Raw genomic sequence first — 24,325 nt, 5'->3', positions numbered from 1 at the left:
ATAGAGATATCTGTGACAGCAGATATCTCTTTTGCTTTCTTAAGGCAAAAGAGGAGAAAGTGTGGTATGATATTTCACGGTGATAAATATGCAGATACATAAATTACAGAGCGAACGCTCGCAACAGATACAGGAAATGCATCATGTGAGTGCCTTGTGCGCTAAGGTGCTGGCCTCCAGGGGGTTAAAGGATGAACAGATAGCTGAGCTTTTGCAGAAGCCGCAGCTGGCAGACCCGTTCACGGCAAACGGAATGCAGGAGGTTGCAAAGCGCATCTATCAGGCGAAGCAGAATAAGGAGCGGGTCATGGTATGCGGAGATTATGATGCGGACGGCATTTGCTCTACAGCGATTCTTGTGGATGCGTTGCGCCGCTATGGCATACAGGCCGGATTTTATATACCGAACCGCTTTGCAGAGGGCTACGGTCTGCAGAAGCATACGGTGGAGCTGGCACATGAAAAGGGGTACAGCCTGCTGATCACCGTTGATAACGGCGTGAAGGCACTGGATGCGCTCACGGAGGCAAGAAACAGAGGGGTGGATGTAATCGTTACGGATCATCATGCCATGGATGAGGAATTCCCCTGTCTGTATCTGCTGCATCCGTTTCTGATGGGGGAACGCTTTGAAACATTGTCCGGAGCCGGCGTTGCGCTGGAGATTTCCCGTGCACTGCTGGGGGAGGTAAAGGAGCATGTGGTGCTGGCCTGTGTTGCCGCCATTGCCGATGTGATGCCGCTGCGTCAGGAAACAAGGGCAATTGTGCAGCTCGGACTGCAATACCTCCGTCAGGGCATCTGTCAGCCGATTCAGCTGCTGGCCAATGACCGTTATCCGAAATGGGATGAAACGCTGATCGCCTTTCAGATCGTGCCAAAGCTGAATACGACGGGACGGCTTGCGGATATTGCAAATGCCAACAATACCGTGCGGTATCTGCTGAGTACGAATCTGGAGCAGCTGCAGCATATGGCAAAGCAGATACGGGAGCTGAATGATCGCCGGAAAACGATGAGCGATGACATGGTCAAGGTGGCACGCACGCTGGTACGCCCGGAATATCGGTTTCAGCTGCTGTTTCATGACTCCTTTCATGAAGGTATGGCCGGGCTTGTGGCAGGTAAGCTCAGTGAGGAGCTGCAGCTTCCCGTCATGGTCGCCGCTCAGCGAGAGCAGATGTTTAAGGGCAGTATCCGCTCACTGGATCTGCTGGATCTGACGACCTTTTTTGATGCCTGCCGGCCTTCGCTTTCCGCTTATGGCGGTCACAAGGCGGCTGCCGGTATCGGTTTTCCTTATGAGAATAAACAAATCGTGCAGGACTATGTCAATACCCGCATGGAGGGGATTCACTTCCAACAGGAAAAAAGCTATGACGTGATTCCCATCCGTGTTCAGGAGGCTACACTGGCAGAGGTGGAGAGCCTGTCTGTGCTGGGACCTTTTGGCTGCGGCTTTGAAGAACCGCTGTTTTATCTGGAGGAAGCAAGCGTGCAGGGCTGCCGGTTGCTGGGCAACCGGGAGCATGCGAAATGGATACTGAGTGACAGCCTTGAAGCGATGTATTTTCGCTGCGGCAACGCATATGAACGCCTGCATGAGAAAAACAATGTAAATTTTATTGGAAATCTTCGAATAAATTCCTTTATGGGAAGAAAAAAAGTGAATATTTTTGTAACAGAGGCGTATTAGCTAATGCTTTTTCAGAAAGAATTTGATATAATACATGCATAAGTGCTAGGAGGCTACACACATGAATTTTAAAGATTATATTGCCAGTATTCCTGATTTTCCTCAGGAAGGGGTTTTGTTTCGTGATATAACGCCGCTGATGGCGGATGGGAAGGCGTTTAAGGAGGCCTGTGATAAGGTGATTGATTTTGCCAGATCCGTGAAAGCCGACGTCATTGTCGGTCCGGAATCCCGCGGCTTTATCTTCGGCTGTCCGGTCGCCTATGAGCTGGGAATCGGATTTGTACCGGTACGCAAGCCGGGAAAGCTGCCAAGAGAAACTGTAAGCGTATCCTATGATCTGGAATACGGAAGCAATGAGCTGCACGTTCACAGGGACGGCATCAAAAAAGGACAGCGGGTGCTGATCGTGGATGATCTTCTGGCTACCGGCGGTACCGTGGATGCGACCATTCAAATCGTACAGGAGCTGGGCGGAGAGGTTGCCGGCTGTGCATTCCTGATTGAGCTTGCGGGCTTGAAGGGCCGGGAGCATTTAAAGGATTTTAATGTATTTTCCTTAATGTCTTACGAATAATAAAAACAAAGGGGAGCTTCCCCTTTTCTTGAATGCGGGTGATACTATGGTAAGTAAGAATGTCGTGACCTTTGATGAAATGATGGTTGAGGTCAGAAAATATATCAAAAAAGAAGAAAATATCGATCTGATCACGAGAGCATATCTGTGTGCTGAGAAAAATCATACGGGGCAGTACCGCAAAAGCGGGGAGCCGTATATTATTCATGCGATACAGGTCGGCTACATACTGACGATGCTTCGTACAGGACCAAAGACGATTGCGGCAGGCTTTCTGCATGATGTGGTGGAGGACTGTGACGTTACCATTCAGGAAATGAGTGATATGTTCGGAGAGGAAGTCGCCTCTCTGGTAGAGTCGGTCACAAAAATCGGTGCCCTGAAATTCAAGGATGAAAAAGAATATCTCGCCAGCAATCATCGTAAGATATTTATTGCTATGGCAAAGGATGTTAGAGTTATACTGATCAAGCTGGCAGACCGCCTTCACAATATGCGCACACTGCAGTATATGCGTCCGGAAAAGCAGAAGAAAATAGCTTCTGAAACACTGGAGGTCTATGCGCCGATTGCACACCGTCTCGGTATTAGTGATATCAAAAACGAGCTGGAGGATCTGTGCTTTCAGTATTTGAACAAGGAAAAATATTATGAGATTGCAAAGCTGGTAGAAAAGCGCAAGACAGAGCGTGATGAGCAGGTGCAGCGCATGATTGCCGATATCAGCTCTCTGCTGGATGCCCATCATATCGGCTATCGCATTTTTGGAAGAAGCAAGCACTTGTACAGCATCTATAAGAAAATGATGACGAAAAACAAGCGGTTTGAGGAAATTCTCGACCTGCTGGCGATCCGTATTATCACGGATACCGATACTGCCTGCTATGAAACACTGGGCTATATCCATGCAAAGTACCGACCGATTCCGGGACGCTTCAAGGACTATATCGCCATGCCGAAGGTGAATATGTACCAGTCCTTGCATACGACGATCGTTGCGGAGGATGGCAATATCTTCGAGGTGCAGATTCGTACCGAAGCGATGGATGCCGTGGCAGAGCAGGGTATTGCGGCGCACTGGCGCTATAAGGAAAACATCAATGGCGGACGCGAGGTGCATCAGAAGGAAATCGAGGAACAGCTGCACTGGTTTAAGGATTTCAGTGTCATGAGCGATGAGGTCAATGATGATGCCATGGAATACATGAATCTCTTGCAGAAGGATATTTTTGAAGCAAATGTGTATGTCATGACACCGAAGGGCAAGGTGATTGCGCTGCCCAATGGCTCCACTCCGATCGATTTTGCCTATCGCGTGCATACTGAGGTCGGACATCATACCGTAGGAGCGACCATCAACGGTGTTCTCATGCCGTTGAATACGAAGCTGAAAACAGGGGATGTTGTCAACATCCGTACCTCCAAGCAGTCGCCGGGTCCAAGTGAAGACTGGATCAAGGTCGTGAAATCGGCACACGCCAGAAACAAAATCCGTTCCTTTTTCCAGAAGCAGGAAAGCGAACGCCGCAGCATGGATATCAAAAAGGGTGAGGAGCTGCTTGTCGAGGAGCTGAAACGGCGGAATCTGGATGCGGATACGTATACCGAGCAGAAAAAGCTGGAAAGCATTGCCGGCTCCCTAAGCTTTAATTCCTATCAGGATTTGATGTACGCAATCGGTGTGAAGCAGGTGTCGCTGCCATCGGTTATCGACCGTCTGGTGAAGCATAAGACCAGTGTTCCGCTGGATAATGAAGAGCTGGCAAAGATGTTTAACCGTCAGGAACGCAAGAAGAAGCCGTCCGCTACCGGCATCCGCATTGCCGGTATCGAGTCGATGAAAATCAGTCTTGCGGCATGCTGTGCACCGGTTCCGGGGGATGAAATTATCGGTTATATTACCAAGGGGGCAGGTGTTAAGGTACACCGTGCCGACTGCCCGAATATTATAAACGAAAAGCAGCGGCTGATTCCGGTGGAATGGGATGAGAATATCGAGCAGAAGACCTATGAGGTCAAGCTGATCGTCAAATCCACGGATCGCAATTTCCTGCTGAGTGATATTGTGACGGTCGTGTCTCAGTGCAAGGCCGGTCTGCAGCATGTGGATTCCACAGTGGAGGAGGACCGGATATCCGCGACGACGAAAATGACGGTGGTCGTAGAAAATTCCGAGCATCTGCGCAGTCTGATGGCGAATCTGCAAAAGGTGAACAGTGTGAAGTCCGTCGAACGAGTGATACAGTAAGACCTTCCTAGAAGGTCTTTTTGAAAGGGAGGATGAGGCTATGCTGCACATACGACAGGCAAGAGAAGCGGACAAGCCGGCAATCGAGGCGATGTATGGAAGAAGGGTGCGTTATAATGATGCGCACGGCATCCATCAGTGGAATCCGGATGAGGTGAGCTGGGAGGCGTTTTCCAAGCTGTATTCAATTGCGGATTATTATGTAGGAACCGTAAATGAGAAGGCGGTATGCGGTTTGTTCATCGTGGATGAGGATGCCCTGTACTGGCCGGACATGGAAAAGGGGACATCACTGTATCTGCATAAAATCTGTGTGGACCCCGCGTACAGCGGAAACGGCTATGCGGATGCCATGATTCAATATTTTATTGAAAAGGGACGCAGGGAAGGCTATCCCGACGTGCGTCTGGATGTGCGCGAGCATAAGGATAAGCTTCGAAGGATGTATGAGCGAAACGGATTTCAGCTGTACAAAATAGGGCGATTTCATCCCGACTTTACAACAGCTTTATATATCTATCCGTTTGAAAAGGCCGTATAGCTTTCTATGCCGGTATCATAGCAGCTGGTGTGATTGCTGAATTTGAATTTGAAGAGGAGACTATGATGATAGCTATAATAGGTGCAAGTACGTTTTCTGTGGTAATTATCTTATCTGTTCTTTTGATATGTGGACTGCCATTGGGCGAATTAACAATGGGAGGACGATATAAGGTTTTTCCGAAAAAGCTCAGAATCGTGTTAGTGCTTCAGTTAGTACTGCAAATGTTTTTTGTAATCATAATTTTGCAAATGGGAGGGATCGTTCCTTTATGGTTTTCCCGGAATATAACAAAAATAATTTGTGTTATTATGGCGGCATATCTTTCGTTAAATACCGTTATGAATTGTATTTCAAAAAGTAAGAAAGAAAAAGTTGTTATGACACCGCTTTCGCTGATTTCAGCAATTTGCTTTTGGGCTACTGCGCTGTAAAAAACAGTGTTATTAGAATTTGCGGAGGGAAACTCATGAAGAAAGTGATAGAGATGGTAGTTTGCTGTATGCTGATCGTAACATTAGTCGGATGCAAAAACGCTGTGACAACAAATGTAAAGATTGATTATGGAACATCTGCAATCTACACAAAAGAAGATATGGATTCTGCAATAGATACTATAAAAGAAACCTTCAAATCGTTTGAGGGATGTGAGCTGTATACTCTTTCATATTCATCCGATGATGTTTGTAGGGATGAAGAAAATATTGCATGGATGAACGATTTAGAGAGAGCTAATGATAATAAGCAGATTTTTACACAATGTATTATGTTTGATAGCAGCTTTCGCTCTCCGAAAAAAGGTGGCGGGGCTTGGGAACCTAACGAGGAATATACATGGTCTTGGTGGTTAGCTCGGAGTGAAGGTGGGGAATGGAAACTAATGACTTACGGATATTAAAGAGTGACTAGTTCAGCTTATCTAGCAGAATTATAAGTTGCAGAGATGAAAAACACGAAAATTATCAAAGCATCAGATAGGGATTCAACATTGACAGAGCAGCATTTCTTCATAACAGAGGAAGAAAAGTGTGTATGAAAAAATATGTGCAACAGGCATAAAAGAGATACCTTGTCCGTTATTGAAGAAAACGAAAATCAGGTCCCGGATAAGGGAAAGGCTTGGGCAGAGAATTGCTTACATACGCAATAGATAAATATTTCAGTGAATGATCTGGAGTAAATGAACAAAACCCTCTTGCAAAAGGGTTTATGAATATATGGGATGTAAAATATGGAAAAGGACTGGTGTGATGAACAAGGCAATGTATACCCACTTCTAAATATGAAATTGATTGATGAATTCAGTGAAGAAGTGAGAAAAACAGGAATTCATAAAGAGGTTAAGAAATGAAGTATACGATTAGAGAATTAAACTCAAATGAGTATAAGATACTGGAAGATTTTTTATATGAAGCAATATTCATTCCAGAGGGTGTGGATTCGCCATCGAGAGATATTATAAAGCAACCTGAATTGCAGCTGTACATCAGTGAGTTTGGCAAAGAAGATGATAATGCTTTCGTTGCAGAAATTGATGGAAAAGTTGTTGGTGCAGTCTGGACTCGCATAATGAATGATTACGGACATATTGATGATCGGACTCCTTCTTTTGCAATTTCCCTATACAAGGAATATCGAGGTCTTGGAATCGGAACAGAGATGATGAGACAAATGCTTGTAGTTTTACAGGAGAAAGGGTATAGAAAGGCTTCTCTTGCTGTTCAGCAAGCAAACTATGCAGTCAGAATGTATCAACGGGTTGGTTTTGAAATTGTGGATAAGAATGAAGAAGAATATATTATGGTTTGCAATTTGAAGTAATCAAATTTTTCAAAATTCATCAAATTGCATTTTGTATGATGAGTAAGGCTTTGAAGTCATCATACGGTAAATCCTTTTGATATTGTATATTCCGGAAACACATGATGCTTCTATTATGACACAAACAGAAGAAAAACCCCCTCTTGTCATCTGAGGGGTCTTTTCACTATGAATGAAAAGCGGGCATTGCCAGGAAGATAACACCTGTCTGTAATCCTGATAACCGAAAAAATTCAGCGCTTCCTTTTTCTATACAGCATCAACTCACAGCGAAGACTGTTCCACATGCGGAAGTATTCAGTTATATAATGCCTGCATTTTTCCTTTTCTGCGGTTTTCTGCATCACATAGTCATCAAAGAATTTCCGTACCATATAGCTGGCTCTGCGCACATGAAAGCAGCTGGTCACAACAATGACGTGCTTCCATGCATGTGCATCACATAGTGTTTTTGCATACAGCAGATTCTCATAGGTGTTTTTCGCCTGACGTTCCAGAAGAAGCGCTGCGCTTGGAATGCTGCATCTGATTGCATATGCCGCCATGATATCCGCTTCCGTGTAAGTGTTTCGCACACTGCCGCCACTGATCAGAATACAGCGGACCCGCTTTTCTTTATACAATGTAATTGCCGCATCCATCCGTGTTTTCTGCACACGGGACAGACTGCCGTTCTCCTCTGTCGGACTGCCAAGGACAATCGCCACGTCGTATACTCGATCACTCTGTGGCTTTGGCGGGGCAGGGAAATAATGATACAGAATAAGATTTGCTGCAACCACAAGCAGCACAAGTGTAAGCAGACCTGTCATGATGTGATGTACATGGGACTGCGCAGCTCGCTGTCCATGACTTCCTTTCGTTTGGATAACGGGAAGGCACAGGCGTATGCGGCAGTTGTCCGCAGAAAAATTTCCCGATGCTCCTTTGGAATCTGATGAAAGGCGGAAGCGATCGCGATTTCCTTTTGCTTCAGCTCACGCAAATACGCCCTTCCGGTATCATTGAATGCCAGAATCCGCAGAAAGGTACAGGGGGGAAGGCTGTCGATTTCCTGCTTATCCGTATGGGTCAGAATATGGGTAAGACTTCGCTGGATACTGCTGCGTGGATAACGCTGTGTGATGCATGCCTGTAGAAAGGAACCGTAGTCCATGTGTTTGCGGGCATTGCCTTGCAGCATATGCTCCATACCCTCATCCACCAGTAAGCGCTTCTTCAATTCCTCTGCCGGTGTGCACAGCAGCAGCGTCTGCAAATAAGGATAATAGTCCTCCATAAAAACCCCTTCCTGCAAATCCTCTGCCATGGGTGTTGTATGGCTGATCGGCTTTTTCTCCTTAACGGCTCTGCGTATGGCAGTCGCAGAGCTGATGGCATGCTGAATGTCCTCATCATGGTAACCGTTGGTGCGCTGTATGGCGATAGGCTGAATTGCGCTGTCCTTCAGTGCACGAAGATACGCCATTCCTAGAATATCATTACTGGCAACACGTCCATGCACCATTTCCAGCGTCTTAGCCATAGAAATACCGTTTTTTCTCTGCTTCTGATAGTGCTCGTAAGAGGTATCCGCCAACCGGTGAAGCTGCTGCATGTCAGTTGTTTCACTGCCGAAGACCAGCGTATCGATGCCGGCCAGCTGTAGCAGCGCCACTGCCTGCCTTGCGAAGATGTCCGAACGCTGCACAACATAGGGGTAGGGAAGCTCAATCACCAGATCGCATCCCGCCTGGATCGCCGCCTTTGCACGTGTCCATTTATCAACGATGGCGCATTCACCCCGCTGTACGAAATTTCCGGACATGACCGCAAGCAGGGCATCACAGCCGGAAACTCTGCGTGCCTGCTCGATATGATAGCGATGTCCGTTATGAAACGGATTGTATTCTGTTACAATTCCACAGCTTCGCATGGTATCACCTCCTGCTGTCTTTCAGTATACCATAGCGATTGTTGTATGACTACTGCCAGCTTCTGCTTTTGACACATTTACGGCTTTGTCAAAATGCTGCGGGCAATGCTGTTGAAATTGACACAAGTATGATACAATGCAGGTATAAGGAAGTGAGCACAATGACGACAACATTACAGGAATACAGCTTTATCAGCGATGCGGATGCTTTAGAGATATCCGTGCTGCGCTGCACGCCTGCAGGCAGGCCCCGGGCAATCATCCAGCTGGTACACGGCATGGCGGAGCACAAGGAGCGGTATATGGACTTTATGCAGTATCTTGGAGAGCTGGGATATCTGTGTGTGCTGCATGATCATCGCGGTCATGGCAAAAGTATTCGCAGGGAAGATGATCTGGGCTATATGGGCACAACGAAAGCTGCGGCACTGATAGAAGATATCCGGCAGCTGAATGCGCAGCTGCACAGGGAGTATCCGTCCTTGAAGATTTATATGTTTGGACACAGCATGGGCTCACTGGCGGTACGAGCCTATCTGAAACGCTACGATGATACCATTGATGCACTGATTGTCTGCGGCAGTCCCAGCAAAAATCCGGCTGCCGGTGCCGGAAAGCTGCTGTGCAAGCTTATGAAGTGCATGAAGGGTGCACACTATCGCAGCCCGCTTATACAGAAGATGGCATTCGGTAATCATTGTGATGGCTTTGCAGAGGAGGGCAGCGACAATGTATGGCTGTGCTCGGACATGGAGGTTGTGCGTGCCTATGACCACGATCCGCTTTGCGGGTATACCTTTACCCTCAACGGATTTGAAAACCTCTTTTCCCTGATGCAGGATGTCTATGAACGCAAAAACTGGACGCTGCGCAACAGGACACTGCCGATTCGCTTTATCGCAGGCAGTGAGGATCCCTGTATCATCCGTCGCGGGAAGTTTCAGGAGGCAGCCGGACTTCTGCGTGAAGTCGGCTACAGCGATGTCAGTGCCAGACTGTTTGACGGCATGCGTCATGAAATACTGAATGAACCGGATCATCTGCTTGTATATGAGGATGTTTCTGCATTTCTTTTAAAGGTGGAAGAAAAAAATACGTAAAATCCCGGAAATGAAAAGAAAAATGAAAAAAATACTTTTCATTCCTCCTGTTTTGTGGTTTAATATATAAGCTAGCCTATGGAAGAGAAGATGGTGTTGACTTTGTCGCAGATTTTCCTTATAATAGGATAGGTCAGACAACGAGGTGATTCTTTTGAAATGGTCCAGAATGGAACTGCTGCAGGCGAAGGATGCAACGATCGAATTTGACGAAATGATCCGATTTGAGCCCGAGGTATTTTCTAAGATGCATCAGATCAGAGGATTGCAGGATGTTACGGTATCAGGGAATGTTCATTACGAGGCTTCCAGTGAACGCGTATTTGCGGATCTGGATATTGAAGGCGTGATGATAGTACCGTGTTCTATAACCCTTGAGGATGTAGAATATGATTTCCATACAAAATCTTTAGAAGTGTTCTCCTTCGAAAAGACAGATGACGAAGATGTACACGAAGTTAAAGGTGATGTCGTAGAGTTATTGCCGGTGATCTTTCAATTGATAGTGATGGAGGTTCCCCTGAAAATTGTGAAGGAAGGACTGACACAGTATCCTAAAGGTGACGGTTGGGAAGTTGTCAAAGAGGAAGATTACATAAAAGAAAAAAGCAAAGAAATCGATCCTCGTTTAGCAAAGTTGAAAGAATTCAAATTGGAAGATTAAGTAGGAGGTGCTAACATGGCTGTTCAACAGAGACGTAATTCAAAAACAAGAAAAGCAAAACGTAGAACTCATTATAAATTAGCTGCACCGACATTAGTAAAATGTCCGGCTTGCGGTGAGTACAAGGTGCCGCACAAAATGTGTTCTTGTGGTGAATACAACGGAAAAACCATCGTAGAAAAATAGAGTAAAGGCCGTACATGCGGCTTTTTTTCTGCCTTTTGGAAAAAAGGTTGATGTTTGACCTGTTTCGTGGTATATTATGTACAGATACTTCAACCGGAGTGGGTCAAGCCCACTCCTTCATTATGTTTGTAAAGGAGAATGTTATGGATCAAATACAAAAACTGAAAGAACTGATCACTCTGCTTGTGGCAGAAGACGGTATAGAGCTGTATGATGTTGCCTGGCATACCGAAGGCAGTATGCGCATTCTGCAGGTGTCGATTATGCATAAGGACGGCAGTATGGATATTGATACCTGTGCTGCACAGTCTGAAAAAATCAGCGCGATGCTGGATGAATTGGATATGATTGCCAGTGAATATTTTCTGGAGGTCTGTTCTCCCGGCGCAGAGCGGGAATTGAAAAATGAAGAACAGATCAAGGATGCCATCGGCGAATTTGTATATGTGAAGCTAAAGAATCCAAAGGCTGGCATGGATGATGTAAAAGGAACCCTGACAGCGTTTGAAAACAATACGGTATATCTGGATTACATGGCAAAGGCCGTGAAGAAGAAGGCGGAAATCGAGATGGATAACATCGCACTGATCCGTCTGTCTGTGAAAATTTAGAAAGGATGCGAATAAAAAATGAAATTAAAAGATTTTATGGCTGCGATGCAGGCAATCGAAACCGATAGAAAGCTTTCCAAGGAAGTCGTTGTGGATGCCCTGCAGGAAGCTCTGGCAAAGGCATTCCGTAAGCATATCGAAATACCGGATGCGCTGGTACGCGTGGATGTCAACGAAAAATCCGGTGATATCAAGGTCTATCAGCAGCGTCTGATCGTTGAAAACGTAGAGGATGACGAGCTGGAAATCTCCTTGGAGGACGCAAAGCGCGTCAATCAGGAGCTGGAGCTCGGCGGTGTTGTGGAAGAGGAAGTCAGTATAGCCGATCTGGGACGCGCAGCTGTTATTCTGGCAAAGAATGTCATGAAGCAGAAAATCCGCGAGGCAGAAAAGCTTGTGGTGTATGAGGAATACTGCGATAAGGTGGAGGAAATGGTCATGGGGACGATTGAATCTGTCGAGGAGAAATTCTGTGTTGTCAATATCGGTAAGACTCTTGCTTTGATGCCGAAAAATCAGCAGATACCCAATGAGCGCTACCGTGAGGGTGAAATGATCCGTGTGGTAATCACAGAGGTAAACAAGGAAACCAAGGGTGCACAGGTACTGGTATCCCGCGGGGATGCGACACTGGTAAAGCGTCTGTTTGAAAAAGAGGTTCCGGAAATCTTCCAGGGTATTATTGAAATCAAGGCGATTGCGCGGGAAGCGGGAGAGCGTACGAAAATGGCAGTCTATTCGCACAATGAAAATATCGATCCGATCGGTGCCTGCATCGGTCCAAGAGGACAGCGCGTACAGGTTATCATCGATGAGCTGGGCGGAGAGAAAATCGATATCTTTGAATGGAGCGAGGATGTGACGGAGCTGATTAAAAATGCACTGTCTCCGGCTGAGGTTCTGGCGGTTATCCCGAGTGAGGAGCGCAAGGGCGGACTGCTCGTTGTCGTACCGGATAATCAGTTATCCCTGGCTATCGGTAAGCGTGGAAAGAACGCACGGCTGGCTGTAAAGCTGACCGGAAACAAAATCGATATCAAGGCGGAAACCGATGTGGACGCAGCAGGTATCAACTGGAAGGAAATCGCAATGAAGCAGCGCGAGGAATTCCTGGCACGTCAGCAGGAGGCCAAGCTTGCTGCACAGATGGAGCGCTTTGAAGAAAACGCACAGCCGCAGGATGCACTCAGTCTGGATGATGCAGGCGTAAGCTTCCAGGAGGCTGTAACAGAAGAGGCTGTCAGTGAACCGGTTGTGGATGAAAGCAGTGAACCTGTGGAAGCCACAGCGTCACCGGCTGTTGAGGAAGCAAGTGTGTCTGCCCCTGTTGAAGAGGTGGTTGAGGAAGCACAGCCGCAGGAAGAAACCGACCTGGAAAAGGCTGCCCGCATTGCCAGAGAAAAGCAGAAGCAGGAGGGTCTGAACCTGAAGGAAAAACAGGAATACCGTTCCAAATTCGAGACACTGGCAGATGCATCAGCGAAGCAGGATGATAAGTCCGCTGCAAAACCACGCTATAAGAAATACGACAAATACGAGGAAAAAGAGGAGCGCCGTAAGCCAACCTTTGACCTGAACAAGAAGGATTATGAAATGAAGCCGATCTATTCTGAGGAGGAGCTTGCGGAAATCGAACGTGAAGAGCGTGAGATTGAAGAGAGCGACTGGATACATGATGAAATCGACTTCGATGAATATGATAAATATTACGAAGAATAAGATGTAAGGAGGTAGATGCGACATGAAGAAAATACCGATGCGTAAATGTGTGGCTACCGATGAAAGTCTTCCGAAAAAAGAGCTGATCCGTATTGTCCGTACACCGGAGGGAACAATTGAAATTGATGAAACCGGAAAACGCAACGGCCGCGGAGCTTATCTGAAACGCAGTGTAGAGGCGCTGGAGGCTGCGATGAAGAGAAAATCACTGGTACGTTCTCTGGAATGTGAAATACCTGAGGAAATCTACGATAAGCTGAAGGAGATGTTTAGCAAATGAAGGATGTGACGGGCATACTGGGACTGGCGGCACGTGCAAGAAAAACGGCTACCGGAGAAATCGTCTACACGCAGCTTCGTGCCCGTCATGTCCATCTGCTGATTCTGGCAGAGGATATCGGTGACAATGCGAAAAAGAAGCTGAACGATAAATGCAGCTTTTACAAGGTTCCCTGTGTTTACATGGATGGAGCATTGATGAATATGGCGATCGGCGATCGCAACAGAAAAGCAATCGCAATTCTTGACAAGGGATTTGCAGAGAAGATTGCAGCTTGCTTGAAAGGCTAGGTGATTATATGGCAAGACAACAGCATAGAAGAGGAAATAACAATCGGAAGGGGAATAACAACAACCGATCAAGAAACACAAACACGAATTTTACACCGAAGAAGGAACGTGTAGAAGTAAAGGAAATCACATACAACGGACCGCTGAGTGTAGGAGAGCTGGCAGAAAAGCTGAACCGCAATGCGAGTGAGGTTATCAAGCTGCTGTTCATGATGGGAACAATGGTTACTATCAACTCCACGCTGGACGATGAGACAATTGAGCTTGTCTGCATGGAATGGAATGTAGATGTGCACAAGGAAATTATTATAGAAGAAAGTGATTTTGAAGAACAGATGGAAGAGGCAGAGGATGAAGCCCTTCTGGAAAATCGTCCTCCGGTCGTTACCATCATGGGACATGTTGATCATGGTAAAACAACGCTACTGGATACCATCCGTAAGACACATGTTACGGAAGGCGAGTTTGGTGGTATTACCCAGCACATCGGTGCCTATCAGGTAAATGTAAAGGGAAAGCGGGTTACCTTCCTGGATACACCGGGACATGAGGCCTTTACCGCTATGCGTGCCCGGGGTGCCAAGGTTACCGATCTGGTTATTATCGTTGTCGCTGCCGATGACGGTGTCATGCCGCAGACCAAGGAGGCCGTTGACCATGCCAAGGCTGCAGGTGTACCGGTTATCGTTGCAGTCAACAAAATTGACAAGGCCGGTGCGAACCGTGAACGCATTGTTTCCGAAATGAGTGAGCTTGGTCTGATGCCGGAAGAATGGGGCGGAGATACGATTTACGCGGATATCTCTGCAAAATTCGGAACCGGTGTCAGTGATCTGCTGGAAACCATTCTGGTCGTATCCGAGGTATACAATTTCCGTGCCAATCCAAACAAGCTGGCAACCGGAACGGTTATCGAGGCGAAGCTGGATAAGGGGCGCGGTCCTGTTACCACGCTGCTCGTACAGGGTGGTACCCTGCATACCGGGGATGCAGTCGTTGTTGGTACGGCCTTTGGTAAGGTGCGAAAGATGACGGATGATCACGGTCGTGAAATCAAGAAGGCTCTGCCTTCCACACCGGTGGAAATTATCGGTTTGAATGATGTGCCGATTGCCGGAGATATCTTCAAGGCATTCGATCATGAAAAGAAAGCCCGTCAGATTGCGGAAACGCGTCTGAACAACAAAATCGCTTCCGAACGGAATGCGACAGGCGCTGCGATGTCTTTGGATGATCTGGCTCGTCAGATTGAAGAAGGAGAAGTACAGGAGGTCAACCTGATTATCAAGGCCGATGTACAGGGTAGTGCGGAAGCAGTTCGTGCAAGCATGGAAAAAATCGACGTACAGGGCGTACGTGTCAATGTCATTCGTTCTCAGGCGGGGGCAATAACAGAATCCGATATTCTGCTGGCAAGTGCATCCCATGCCGTAATTTACGGCTTCAACGTACGTCCTAACGCGCTGGTACGTAAAAAAGCAGAAGAGGAAGGAATTGAAATCCGTCTGCACAATATTATTTATAAGGCATTGGAAGAAATGGAAAATGCCATGAAAGGTATGCTGGCTCCTGTTTATGAAGAGGTTGTCATCGGACAGGCTGAGGTGCGTCAGATTTACAAGGTCTCCAAAGTGGGAACGATTGCCGGGTGTATGGTCACCGATGGCTGTCTGCGCAAGGAATGCGGTGTTCGTCTGATTCGTGAGGGCGTGGTTATCTACACCGGCAAGCTGGGATCACTGAAACGTTTCCAGAATGATGCCAAGGAAGTAACCAGCGGCTACGAATGCGGTCTGACAATCGAGAACTTCAACGATATCAAGGTGGATGATGTTATTGAGGCGTATGAAGATCAGCAGGTTGAGCCAGAATAAACATAAGGTGATAACATGACATTAAAGGCTGAAAAAATAGCGGGAATTATTCAGAAGGAAATTTCGGAGATTATCCAGTTTTCTCTCAAGGATCCCAAAATCGGATTTATTACGATTACCGATGTTACGGTGACCAATGATTTATCCATTGCGAAGATTTATGTTTCTTTCCTGGGGCAGAAGCCAAGAGAGGAAGCCGGTATGAAGGCACTGGATCGCAGCAGGGGCTACCTGCGCAGCGAGCTTGCCAAGCGGATGACGATCCGTAAGGTACCGGAGCTGATTTTCAAGCTGGATGACTCTTTGGAACGCGGAAATAAAATCGAGCGCATCATCAGTGAAATCAATAAGTAAATGAAAACGAAGCCGCAAGGATCAAAACTCCTGCGGCTTCGTTTTTTTGTGCAGCTGCCACTGACTGTATACAGGAAGCTGCCTGTAGGGTGCTTTGCCCATTTTTTATGCCGCATCACACTCCTGCATAGAGGGATGAACAGATACTTTAGGAGCGTACAATACGGTGATGAATGGATACAGCTACGAAATGTAACAATCGTGACAAGACATTGTGCTTAGGATCATTTCCAGTGAAACGTAATGAGGTGGGTGATTCCAGAAGATGCCACATCATCAGGACAAAAAATCAATTACATGCGTATAAGCCAATGCAATTGATTCTTTCTAATTTCCTGTTTTTTCTGATGACAGCCTGTTATGAACAGGTTATTCAAGACAGCAGTTAACGGCATGTTATGTTTCTTTTGACTGCAGGTTCTGGTAATAGAAAATCGCAAGCTGGGTACGGTCACGCAGCTGCAGCTTTTCCAGCAGGCTGCTGAGATAGTTGCGGACTGTCCCTTCGCTGAGGAACAGCGTCTGTGCCAGCTCTTTGTTGTTGAGCCCCTTGGCAACCAGCTGAATGAAATGCAGCTCCCGCTCATTCAAATCATAGCTGCACAGCGTTTCCTTTGTATGCTGCTTCAGCAAATCGGGAAGCTTGGCGATAATTTCCGTATTGAAAACATTCTGTCCCATATACACTGCCTCCAAAGCCGGAATGATGGAATCGAAGTTCTGCTTAAGGATATAGCCCTTGACTCCCAGCTTTAAGGCGCGAATGATATAGTCATCATCGGAGAATGTTGTTAGAAACAGAATGCGGGCATCCGGAAAGCTGTGTAGAATTGCTTCACTGGCATCCACGCCGTTCATCCCCTCCATACGGATATCCATCAACAGGACATCAGGGTTGGTTTCCCTGTACAGCTGCAATGCTTCCCGGCCGCTGCAGCCGATACCCGCAATGGTTTGTCCCTGTGCCTCCAATATGGTTTTTAAAGAGCTGCATACAAGTTTGTCATCATCAACAATCAGTATTCTCATGGTTTATCCTCCTTCGGCAGTGTGATATAAATTTGAAAGCCGGATGTGTGTGTGATGTTCAAATAGCCGTGCATGTCCGCTACACGCTCCTGCATGTTGCTTAAGCCGATGCCTCTGGTCTGCCAGGGGACACTGCTGTGCCTGGTGCCGTTATCACGTAGAATCAATTGATAAAAGGCCGGCTGCTCGCGTACGGTAATGCTGTATTTTGTCGCATTGGAATGCTTCATTGTATTGTTCATGCTCTCCTTTACAATGGCAAGGATATGATAGATTGTCTGCTGAGACAGGGGATGCAGCACATCGTATTCCAGCGTACCATCACAAAAGCTGTAGTCCTTGAGCAGACGCTGCAGTGTCACCTGCAAATCCAGTGCATCATCATGCAGGTCATGTACACTGCTTCGTACGTTATCCATTCCCTGAGAAAGGGTATCTCGTAAATTCTGAAGCGGCTCCTTCAGCTTATCTTCCTTTTGAATTGCCTGTATAGCGCCGATCTGCAACAAAGCGCTGCTAAGCAGATGTCCCACATGATCATGAATTTCTCTGGCGATACGGTTTCTTTCATCCAGAATGGCGATTCGGATTTCCTGTTCCTGCTGGACAAGAAGATGCCTGTTTTTATTGGACAGAATATCTGCCAGCTCCTTTGTCGCATCGCGCTGCCGCATGAAGGAAAGCTTAATTTCCTCATTTTCCTCCCACTGCTGCCGAAGGGATATGGCGAATATAGAAAAAATGGCAATGGCAGTGCATAAATACAGATTTTCCATACGCAGATGAAAGAGAATCGGAAGCAGATACAGGAGGATGGTATAAGAAAAATGCTGTCGTCTGATACAGTATAGCAGCAGCGGCAGATAGTACAGAAAGCTTTGCTGCAGGGTGGCGAGCAATGCAAACAGAATCATTGCATACGGCGTCCATGTTCGCCTTGTGTACAGATAGGATATAGAGGCCAGAATCACTGCTGAAAGCAGAGCCAGCAGGAGGTACAGCTGATGGTCATAAAAAAAGCTGAAGCAGCAGCCGATACATAAAAATAACAGATAATTTATAAGCTGTTTCATGGCTTCTCCTCCTGTTCTGTCTCTATTTTACCATTGTTTTGGGACAGATACAATTTGTCATGCGTGAATATGACATCTGTCATATCCGAATGTGAAGATATACACTACCGAAAATTTACCGGATTCCCTATAATATAGACAAGGACAAGGAGGGAGCATCATGATTATTGAAGTAAACAATTTGGTGAAACGATACAAGGAGCTGATTGCGCTGGATCATTTCCGGCTGGAGGTTGAGGAAGGTGAAATTCTGGGACTTCTGGGACCGAACGGAAGCGGGAAAACAACGGCAATCAACTGTATGCTGGCTCTGTTAACATATGACAAGGGAGACATCCGCATTTTCGGAAAGCAGATGAAAGCGGACAGCTACGATTTGAAACAGCAAATCGGTGTGGTTCCGCAAAACGTAGCAGTTTTTCATGAGCTGAGCGTCGAGGACAACATCAATTACTTTTGCGGTCTGTATGTCAGTGATAAGGCAAAGCGTAAAACACTTGTGGATGAGGCAATACGTTTTGTTTCATTGGAGGAGTTTCGTAAATTCCGACCGGGTAAGCTGAGCGGCGGTTTACTGAGAAGGTTGAATATCGCCTGTGGAATTGCACATCAGCCAAAGCTCATTTTCATGGATGAGCCGACGGTCGCAGTCGATCCACAGAGCCGTAATGCGATACTGGAGGGCATACGGCGCCTGAATGCGCAGGGGGCAACCATTGTGTATACCTCTCATTATATGGAAGAGGTTGAGGAAATTTGCAGTCGCATCATCATCATCGACAAGGGAAAAACCATTGCGGCTGGCTCCAAGGAGGAGCTGAAGGCCGGCATTATGATGAAGGAAAAGATCGAAGTGGAGCAGGTGAAGCTGCAGGAGCAGCAGGTACAGGATATTCAGGATATCGCAAATGTGTTCTCCGTACAGTACAATGCCAATGTTCTGCAGGTTAAGTTTACTGAAGGAAAACGCAATCTGGCCAATCTGCTGGATTACTTCACACAGGAGAATATCACCTATGGCAAGGTGTATTCCCAGCAGCCGACCTTAAATGATGTCTTCCTGGAAATCACAGGAAAACAGCTGCGGGATTAAGGAGGGGTGAATATGCTGCATTTACTGAAATACAGGTTTCGCCTGATGATTCGAAACAGAGTACTGCTGTTTTGGACATTGATATTTCCCATGCTGCTGACAACCTTCTTTGGAATGGTATTGAAGGATGCCTATACGGTGGATACCTTTCAAACGGTTCCAATCGCTGTCGTCGAGCAAAAGGATTTGTCACAGCTTAAAGCCGTTCTCAAGGATGTCAGGCAGGGGGATACTGCTTTGTTCAAGGTAAGCTATGTTGGTGAGGAACAGGCAAAGCAGCTGTTAAAGGAGGATAAGGTCAGCGCGGTTGTAAAGCTGCAGGACCCGATTGCAATCACTGTGAATCAAAACGGTCTGGATCAGACAATCACAAAAACCTTCTTTGATGAATACAGCCAGAAAATCCATCTGGTGGAGGAGGCGATGCAGCAATATCCCGATGGCTCTGCTGTATCTGCACTGTTCACACAGACAGCCTCTCATGTGAAGGAAGCGAACACGGATCATACAGATCTGTCCTCCGTCTTCTTCTATACAGTCCTGGCAATGAACGCCATGTTTGGCGGATACTGGGCGATCAATTCCATGTATGAGCTGCAGGCGAATCAAAGCGAACGTGCAGCACGCCTGGCAGTATCACCATTGCACAAGGGAAAGGCACTGCTTGCGGATTTTATAATTGATATAGCGATTCAAATTGTCTTTCTGCTCATCCAGTTTGCCTATATGTATTTCATTCTGGACGTATCCTTTGGATCACAGCTTGGCTATGTCTTCCTCATGATGGTGCTGGGAGCCTTTGCCGGAAATGCTTTTGGCATTCTGATTGGCAGTATCACTAGCAAGATACCTCCGGATGGCAAGACGGGGATCATGACCTCTATCACACTGATCTGCAGTGCGCTCGCCGGTATGATGGCGGTACAGCTGAAATATTATGTACAGGAATATGCTCCGTTTTTAACCTATATCAATCCGGTGAATATGATTACGGATGGCTTGTATTCCCTGTACTACTATGGTGTAGGCGAGCGCTATTTCTTTAATCTGGCATTGCTTGCAGGATTTACGATGGTATGCTATCTGATCAGCTTCCGTGCACTCAGCAGGAAGAGCTATCACAGTCTGGGGGTGCGTTAAATGAGTGTCTTAAAGGTTTATTATAAAATTATGAAATCACATTGGCTGACGCTGATGATCTATATGTCCATCTTCTTCACCGTCTTCTTTGTGTTTGGCATGTCTGCATCTGAGCGCAGTGATATTAAGATGTATGAGGGATCAAAGCCGAATATCGCCGTTCTTGACCGGGATGGCAGCAGTCTGAGTGAAGGCCTGTTAACCTATCTCGGCACACAGGCGAATATCAAGCATAAAAATGTATCGAACAGCGATGCACAGGATGCACTGTTCTATGCAGATGTGTCCGCTATCATAACGATTCCTGAGGGCTTTGAAGAGGAGTTCGCATCCGGGAAAGAAGCGGTTTCCATGAATCAGCGCCCGGATGATGTGAACGGTGTACTGCTTCAGCAGACAATCAATAAATATCTGGATACCATGCATGCGTATGAAAAGCTTTATCCAAAGCAGGGGATTTCTGAGCTGCATACACGCGTACAGAAAAATCTGAATACTACAGCTGAGGTGAAAATGTCAGATTCTGAAGAGGTTGCCACCTCCTCCATGCTGCGTGGTGCATATTTCAATTATGCTTCCTATATTATGCTTGTCATCACCATACTGCTGATCGGTTTAACGATGCATTCCTTTTTCAACGCGGAGATCACCAAGCGGAATCTGATTGCTCCGGTATCACAAAATCGTATGAACCTGCAGCTGGTGTTCTGTAATCTGTCTGTAGGTATCGCGTTGTGGGGACTTATGATGCTGATGATTCTCGGGATGGTATGGGACTCCATGATGACGCTGGGTGGCTTGCTGGAAATTGTCAATGCGTTTGTATTCATGCTGATGTGTGTTTCCATGTCCTTTATGTTCTGTGTGATATCCGCAAAAAGCAAGCATCCGGACGATATGCTGAACGGCATCAGCAATATTGTCGGTTTAGGCTCCAGCTTTCTGTGCGGTGCCTTTGTACCACTGAGTATGATCGGAGAGAATATCCTCGTGATATCCCGTTTTCTGCCGAGCTACTGGTATGTGAAGCTGAATGATTCGCTGACCTCGGCAGTTCATGTAGGAGATGCGCTGCTGCAGGAAGCCTTTATGACCTATGGAATTCTGCTGCTGTTTGCTGCTGCCTTCCTATGTATCGCACTGGTGATTATGAAAAACCGCCGTACGCAGGATGCACTAGAGGATACCAGTATGCAGCCATAATAAAAAGAGGAGGAGCCTTAGCAAGCTCTTCCTCTCTTATTTCCAAAAGAGGGAATCCAAAAGATTGTGACTTATCAATCCATACATGAGTTCCTTTTTTTATATCCGCCAAAAGATCTATGAGGAAGGTTCATTTGATCCGCTCTGTTCTGACGTTTGCTATTTCCCAACCTTAAGCAGCCGTTCCTTTAGCTTGAAGCGGTTTCCAAAACGGAAAAAGAAATCCATGACAAACGGTATAGCTGCCATACCGGCACCGGTCAATACAAACTGCATATAGCTCAGTCGTACCAGAGAGAAAATGCCTGGTAAAAAGACGATGCATGCAACAAAGAGTGCGGTCATGCTGGAGAAGATCAGCAGACGCTTTCTGGTAAACGGCGTACACACCCGATACAGAACGATCAGGGAGCTGGTACCTGTCAGTAATACACACATGGTGGACATAGCCGCCGGCGTCATTTGAAAAAACAAAGAGGATATATTGACATAAAGGATACTGAGTACGACACACAGCGCTCCGGGAAGGGCACGCCCCAGCACATTGATCAGAAAATTTCCCTCCACGCGGGCATGATTGGCTTCCAGTGCCAGGAAGAAGGAAGGAATACCGATTGTACAGGAGGATATCAGTGTAAGCTGAATCGGCTCAAACGGATAGCGGCTCATGAAGAAAAGGGTTAAAATACTGAGGATGGTTGAAAATGTCGTTTTCACAAGAAACAGGGAAGCGGCACGCTGAATATTGTTGATGACTCTTCGGCCCTCATCCACGATATGCGGCATACTCGCAAAATTGTTGTCCAGTAAAACCAGATTGGCGATATTCTTTGCTGCCTCGCTTCCCTGTGCAACAGAGATGCTGCAATCCGCTTCCTTTAAGGCCATGACATCATTGACACCGTCTCCTATCATTGCCGTGATATGCCCCTGTTCCTTTAGAGCGCGAATCATCAGCTTTTTCTGCATCGGTGAAACACGACCGAAAACGGTATAGGCTTTCACTGCTTCCGGAATATCCTCATCCTTTAAGGTGCTGGCATCCACATAGCGCTCATAATTTTTCAGATTAGCCTTATGTGCGATTTCATGAACCGTGCGTGGATCATCCCCGCTGATAACCTTGACATCAACCCCCTGCGACAGAAAGTAATCCAGGGTTTGCGGTGCCTCCAACCGGATGGGATCACTCAGCAGAATCAAAGCGATCACTGTATTGTTCTTGGCAGGCTCCTGTTCCATAGCTTCCTTGCTGTGTGCCAGTACCAGCACCCTGTTTCCAAGACTGGCCTGTTTATCAATTTCAGCCTGCAGCTCTGCATTTTCACTGCCGTTGACAAATTCATAGGCACCCATGATATAGGTTCCGCGATTTTCAAAGCTTACGGCACTCAGCTTTCTTGCACTGGAGAAGGGAAGGGTATGTAATACGCGAAATGCTTCATATTCCTGCGGTGTATGCCTGCGAATCGCCTGAGCAGTTGCATTGTCATCCTGCAGAGCATCCATCATATTTGCAAGAATCAAAAGGATTTCCTTCTCGTCTGCGTTCAGTGCCTGGATACGCTCCACCTGCATATTGCCTTCCGTTATGGTTCCTGTCTTATCCAGACACAGGGTATCCACGCGTGCCAGTGTTTCAATGCAGTACAGCTCCTGCACCAGCGTTTTGCGCTTCGCCAGATTGATGGAGCCAACCGCCAGTGCAACGCTTGTCAGTAAAACAAGGCCTTCCGGTATCATTCCCAGCAATGCCGCAACCGTCGATACGATCGCCTGCGGCAGAGTGCTCTCAGTCAGAAAAAACTGCTTTGAAAACAGCAGAATGCCAACGGGAATAATGATAATACCGATGGTTTTAATTATGAAGTTAATGGAATCCCGCAGCTGTGATTTATGCTTTTTAAATGTTTTTGCATCCTTCATAATCGTAGCGGCATAATTATCCTTGCCGACATGCTGTACCTGTACCTTGGCCTGTCCGCTGACGACAAAGCTGCCGGAATACAGGGTATCGTGCATATGCTTGACGATGATATCCGATTCTCCTGTAACCAGGGATTCGTTAACCTCCAGACGTCCCTCAACAACCATAGCGTCGGCGCATACCTGAGAGCCGGTGGAAAGGCATAGAATATCATCCAGAACGATATCATCCATATGCAGTTCCATTTCTTTTCCGTTGCGCAATACCTTCAAATAGGGCTGCGTAATCAAAGACAGCTTGTCCAATACACGCTTGGCTCGAATCTCCTGAAGGATACCGATGACCAGGTTGGAAATTACAACCCCCAGAAAAAGCAGATTTTTAAAGGAGCCGATAAAAATAATCAATCCTGCCAGAATAGCATTGATCAGATTAAACAGGGTTAAAACATTGTCCCGGAATATTTCCTCATAGCTTTTGGTAATGCGCTCATCCTGTGTATTGACACAGCCTGCATCAATACGCTCCTGAACCTGAGAATCGCTGAGACCCTGTGCTGGATCAATCCATTCTCGTTTGTCGTCATTGCTGTGCATGAAATCACCTCGTATATGTATATTATAGCAAATCCTAATGACTTTGGGCCTTACGCTTTTGTAATTTTGTCGTATTTCTTTCTTAAATATTTCTAAATTCAGCATATGCTTTCGTTAGTATATGTCGAAGCAACACGGATATGAAAGAAATAAGGCAGTGAAAGCCGTTTCTGGAAGTAGCATAGCAATATGAAGCTTGTTGATTAAGCCATTTGGAACCGATTGATATAAAACGGTGAGGCGTATTCGCTTTCTCATAAAAGCATTGTGTTCGGCAGGATTATATTCGAAAACGGCCTGTATTTATTTGTATAAACGTATCACTGGTATTGACGATTTCATCCGAGAAGCAAAGCCTTCTACAAACGGAAAGCAGGATTGCATACGA

24 protein-coding genes are annotated in these 24,325 nt (G+C 46.5%); 19 read left to right on the top strand and 5 right to left on the bottom strand.

The window, feature by feature from the left end; translation table 11 throughout:
• Nucleotides 1–88: 88 nt before the first annotated feature.
• The 7 genes from KSZ58_RS15280 to KSZ58_RS15250 all read left to right on the top strand — a co-directional run bounded on the left by KSZ58_RS15280 (nt 89) and on the right by KSZ58_RS15250 (nt 6,883).
• Complete coding sequence (locus KSZ58_RS15280; protein WP_002609227.1) at nt 89–1,696, top strand: DHH family phosphoesterase; 1,608 nt, start codon at nt 89–91, stop codon at nt 1,694–1,696.
• 61 nt (nt 1,697–1,757) lie between these two features.
• Entirely contained in the window at nt 1,758–2,273 is a 516-nt protein-coding gene (locus KSZ58_RS15275) for an adenine phosphoribosyltransferase (protein WP_008817144.1), read from the top strand.
• A gap of 46 nt (nt 2,274–2,319) precedes the next feature.
• Nucleotides 2,320–4,521 (top strand): bifunctional (p)ppGpp synthetase/guanosine-3',5'-bis(diphosphate) 3'-pyrophosphohydrolase, encoded by a 2,202-nt coding sequence (locus KSZ58_RS15270; RefSeq protein WP_009587392.1) that lies wholly within the window; start codon nt 2,320–2,322, stop codon nt 4,519–4,521.
• Between the two features lie 40 nt (nt 4,522–4,561).
• On the top strand, nt 4,562–5,062 hold the full coding sequence (locus tag KSZ58_RS15265; RefSeq protein WP_009270368.1) for a GNAT family N-acetyltransferase: 501 nt from the start codon (nt 4,562–4,564) through the stop codon (nt 5,060–5,062).
• Nucleotides 5,063–5,091: 29 nt separating this feature from the next.
• A complete protein-coding gene (locus KSZ58_RS15260; RefSeq protein WP_308125174.1) occupies nt 5,092–5,496 on the top strand; it encodes a hypothetical protein in 405 nt (134 codons plus the stop codon).
• A 35-nt stretch (nt 5,497–5,531) separates the two neighbouring features.
• A complete protein-coding gene (locus KSZ58_RS15255; protein ID WP_009270369.1) occupies nt 5,532–5,960 on the top strand; it encodes a hypothetical protein in 429 nt (142 codons plus the stop codon).
• A gap of 449 nt (nt 5,961–6,409) precedes the next feature.
• On the top strand, nt 6,410–6,883 hold the full coding sequence (locus tag KSZ58_RS15250; RefSeq protein ID WP_009270370.1) for a GNAT family N-acetyltransferase: 474 nt from the start codon (nt 6,410–6,412) through the stop codon (nt 6,881–6,883).
• A gap of 233 nt (nt 6,884–7,116) precedes the next feature.
• On the opposite strand, the gene KSZ58_RS15245 is transcribed toward KSZ58_RS15250, so the two are convergent.
• Together KSZ58_RS15245 and KSZ58_RS15240 are read right to left on the bottom strand one after the other, a co-directional pair.
• Entirely contained in the window at nt 7,117–7,695 is a 579-nt protein-coding gene (locus KSZ58_RS15245) for a YdcF family protein (RefSeq protein WP_008817152.1), read from the bottom strand.
• Nucleotides 7,692–8,798: a nucleotidyltransferase family protein gene (locus tag KSZ58_RS15240; protein WP_008817153.1), complete on the bottom strand. Its 1,107-nt coding sequence runs from the start codon at nt 8,796–8,798 to the stop codon at nt 7,692–7,694. The genes KSZ58_RS15245 and KSZ58_RS15240 overlap by 4 nt, the downstream gene beginning before the upstream one ends.
• 161 nt (nt 8,799–8,959) lie before the next feature.
• Here KSZ58_RS15240 and KSZ58_RS15235 point away from each other — a divergent pair, with 161 nt between their 5' ends.
• The 9 genes from KSZ58_RS15235 to rbfA all read left to right on the top strand — a co-directional run bounded on the left by KSZ58_RS15235 (nt 8,960) and on the right by rbfA (nt 15,876).
• On the top strand, nt 8,960–9,898 hold the full coding sequence (locus KSZ58_RS15235; protein ID WP_008817154.1) for an alpha/beta fold hydrolase: 939 nt from the start codon (nt 8,960–8,962) through the stop codon (nt 9,896–9,898).
• Between the two features lie 154 nt (nt 9,899–10,052).
• A complete protein-coding gene (locus KSZ58_RS15230; protein ID WP_002609215.1) occupies nt 10,053–10,562 on the top strand; it encodes a DUF177 domain-containing protein in 510 nt (169 codons plus the stop codon).
• Nucleotides 10,563–10,577: 15 nt separating this feature from the next.
• Nucleotides 10,578–10,748 carry a 50S ribosomal protein L32 gene (rpmF, locus tag KSZ58_RS15225; protein ID WP_002609214.1) on the top strand — a complete coding sequence of 57 codons (171 nt, stop codon included), beginning with the start codon at nt 10,578–10,580 and terminating at the stop codon, nt 10,746–10,748.
• 143 nt (nt 10,749–10,891) lie between these two features.
• The gene (gene rimP / locus KSZ58_RS15220; RefSeq protein WP_040014098.1) at nt 10,892–11,359 is read left to right on the top strand and encodes a ribosome maturation factor RimP; all 468 of its coding nucleotides are present in this window, start codon (nt 10,892–10,894) and stop codon (nt 11,357–11,359) included.
• A gap of 18 nt (nt 11,360–11,377) precedes the next feature.
• On the top strand, nt 11,378–13,078 hold the full coding sequence (gene nusA, locus KSZ58_RS15215) for a transcription termination factor NusA (protein ID WP_009270372.1): 1,701 nt from the start codon (nt 11,378–11,380) through the stop codon (nt 13,076–13,078).
• Between the two features lie 22 nt (nt 13,079–13,100).
• Entirely contained in the window at nt 13,101–13,358 is a 258-nt protein-coding gene (gene rnpM / locus KSZ58_RS15210) for an RNase P modulator RnpM (protein WP_009270373.1), read from the top strand.
• A complete protein-coding gene (locus KSZ58_RS15205) occupies nt 13,355–13,648 on the top strand; it encodes a ribosomal L7Ae/L30e/S12e/Gadd45 family protein (RefSeq protein WP_002609210.1) in 294 nt (97 codons plus the stop codon). Before rnpM ends, KSZ58_RS15205 begins: the two co-directional genes overlap by 4 nt.
• 8 nt (nt 13,649–13,656) lie before the next feature.
• Nucleotides 13,657–15,522, top strand: a complete 1,866-nt coding sequence (infB, locus tag KSZ58_RS15200) for a translation initiation factor IF-2 (protein WP_002609209.1) — start codon at nt 13,657–13,659, stop codon at nt 15,520–15,522.
• A 15-nt stretch (nt 15,523–15,537) separates the two neighbouring features.
• Nucleotides 15,538–15,876, top strand: coding sequence for a 30S ribosome-binding factor RbfA (gene rbfA / locus KSZ58_RS15195; RefSeq protein ID WP_002609208.1), 339 nt, complete (start codon nt 15,538–15,540; stop codon nt 15,874–15,876).
• A 396-nt stretch (nt 15,877–16,272) separates the two neighbouring features.
• On the opposite strand, the gene KSZ58_RS15190 is transcribed toward rbfA, so the two are convergent.
• Together KSZ58_RS15190 and KSZ58_RS15185 are read right to left on the bottom strand one after the other, a co-directional pair.
• Nucleotides 16,273–16,905, bottom strand: a complete 633-nt coding sequence (locus KSZ58_RS15190) for a response regulator transcription factor (RefSeq protein WP_002609207.1) — start codon at nt 16,903–16,905, stop codon at nt 16,273–16,275.
• Nucleotides 16,902–17,978, bottom strand: a complete 1,077-nt coding sequence (locus KSZ58_RS15185; protein ID WP_009270375.1) for a sensor histidine kinase — start codon at nt 17,976–17,978, stop codon at nt 16,902–16,904. The genes KSZ58_RS15190 and KSZ58_RS15185 overlap by 4 nt, the downstream gene beginning before the upstream one ends.
• A gap of 160 nt (nt 17,979–18,138) precedes the next feature.
• Between KSZ58_RS15185 and KSZ58_RS15180 the strand changes: the two genes are divergently transcribed.
• Genes KSZ58_RS15180 through KSZ58_RS15170 form a run of 3 tightly spaced genes read left to right on the top strand, consistent with a single transcriptional unit; the run spans nt 18,139 to nt 21,414 of the window.
• Nucleotides 18,139–19,071, top strand: coding sequence for an ABC transporter ATP-binding protein (locus tag KSZ58_RS15180; RefSeq protein ID WP_009270376.1), 933 nt, complete (start codon nt 18,139–18,141; stop codon nt 19,069–19,071).
• Between the two features lie 12 nt (nt 19,072–19,083).
• Nucleotides 19,084–20,211 (top strand): ABC transporter permease, encoded by a 1,128-nt coding sequence (locus KSZ58_RS15175; RefSeq protein WP_008817160.1) that lies wholly within the window; start codon nt 19,084–19,086, stop codon nt 20,209–20,211.
• A complete protein-coding gene (locus tag KSZ58_RS15170; RefSeq protein WP_008817161.1) occupies nt 20,212–21,414 on the top strand; it encodes an ABC transporter permease in 1,203 nt (400 codons plus the stop codon).
• A 159-nt stretch (nt 21,415–21,573) separates the two neighbouring features.
• Here the strand turns inward: KSZ58_RS15170 and KSZ58_RS15165 are convergent, their stop codons facing one another.
• Nucleotides 21,574–23,937, bottom strand: coding sequence for an HAD-IC family P-type ATPase (locus tag KSZ58_RS15165; protein ID WP_009270377.1), 2,364 nt, complete (start codon nt 23,935–23,937; stop codon nt 21,574–21,576).
• Nucleotides 23,938–24,325: the final 388 nt, after the last annotated feature.

The sequence above is a fragment of the Erysipelatoclostridium sp. DFI.2.3 genome (assembly GCF_019132535.1).
Classification (GTDB): domain Bacteria; phylum Bacillota_I; class Bacilli_A; order Erysipelotrichales; family Erysipelotrichaceae; genus Clostridium_AQ; species Clostridium_AQ innocuum.
The sequence above is the reverse complement of the archived record's forward strand: the minus strand, read 5'-3'. Positions and strand labels throughout refer to the sequence as shown.

Coding starts and splice junctions, on each gene's coding strand:
- KSZ58_RS15280 (WP_002609227.1), top strand. CDS start 89: ATGCAGATACATAAATTACAGAGCGAACGCTCGCAACAGATACAGGAA.
- KSZ58_RS15275 (WP_008817144.1), top strand. CDS start 1,758: ATGAATTTTAAAGATTATATTGCCAGTATTCCTGATTTTCCTCAGGAA.
- KSZ58_RS15270 (WP_009587392.1), top strand. CDS start 2,320: ATGGTAAGTAAGAATGTCGTGACCTTTGATGAAATGATGGTTGAGGTC.
- KSZ58_RS15265 (WP_009270368.1), top strand. CDS start 4,562: ATGCTGCACATACGACAGGCAAGAGAAGCGGACAAGCCGGCAATCGAG.
- KSZ58_RS15255 (WP_009270369.1), top strand. CDS start 5,532: ATGAAGAAAGTGATAGAGATGGTAGTTTGCTGTATGCTGATCGTAACA.
- KSZ58_RS15250 (WP_009270370.1), top strand. CDS start 6,410: ATGAAGTATACGATTAGAGAATTAAACTCAAATGAGTATAAGATACTG.
- KSZ58_RS15245 (WP_008817152.1), bottom strand. CDS start 7,695: ATGACAGGTCTGCTTACACTTGTGCTGCTTGTGGTTGCAGCAAATCTT.
- KSZ58_RS15240 (WP_008817153.1), bottom strand. CDS start 8,798: ATGCGAAGCTGTGGAATTGTAACAGAATACAATCCGTTTCATAACGGA.
- KSZ58_RS15235 (WP_008817154.1), top strand. CDS start 8,960: ATGACGACAACATTACAGGAATACAGCTTTATCAGCGATGCGGATGCT.
- rpmF (WP_002609214.1), top strand. CDS start 10,578: ATGGCTGTTCAACAGAGACGTAATTCAAAAACAAGAAAAGCAAAACGT.
- rimP (WP_040014098.1), top strand. CDS start 10,892: ATGGATCAAATACAAAAACTGAAAGAACTGATCACTCTGCTTGTGGCA.
- nusA (WP_009270372.1), top strand. CDS start 11,378: ATGAAATTAAAAGATTTTATGGCTGCGATGCAGGCAATCGAAACCGAT.
- rnpM (WP_009270373.1), top strand. CDS start 13,101: ATGAAGAAAATACCGATGCGTAAATGTGTGGCTACCGATGAAAGTCTT.
- KSZ58_RS15205 (WP_002609210.1), top strand. CDS start 13,355: ATGAAGGATGTGACGGGCATACTGGGACTGGCGGCACGTGCAAGAAAA.
- infB (WP_002609209.1), top strand. CDS start 13,657: ATGGCAAGACAACAGCATAGAAGAGGAAATAACAATCGGAAGGGGAAT.
- rbfA (WP_002609208.1), top strand. CDS start 15,538: ATGACATTAAAGGCTGAAAAAATAGCGGGAATTATTCAGAAGGAAATT.
- KSZ58_RS15190 (WP_002609207.1), bottom strand. CDS start 16,905: ATGAGAATACTGATTGTTGATGATGACAAACTTGTATGCAGCTCTTTA.
- KSZ58_RS15185 (WP_009270375.1), bottom strand. CDS start 17,978: ATGAAACAGCTTATAAATTATCTGTTATTTTTATGTATCGGCTGCTGC.
- KSZ58_RS15180 (WP_009270376.1), top strand. CDS start 18,139: ATGATTATTGAAGTAAACAATTTGGTGAAACGATACAAGGAGCTGATT.
- KSZ58_RS15175 (WP_008817160.1), top strand. CDS start 19,084: ATGCTGCATTTACTGAAATACAGGTTTCGCCTGATGATTCGAAACAGA.
- KSZ58_RS15170 (WP_008817161.1), top strand. CDS start 20,212: ATGAGTGTCTTAAAGGTTTATTATAAAATTATGAAATCACATTGGCTG.
- KSZ58_RS15165 (WP_009270377.1), bottom strand. CDS start 23,937: ATGCACAGCAATGACGACAAACGAGAATGGATTGATCCAGCACAGGGT.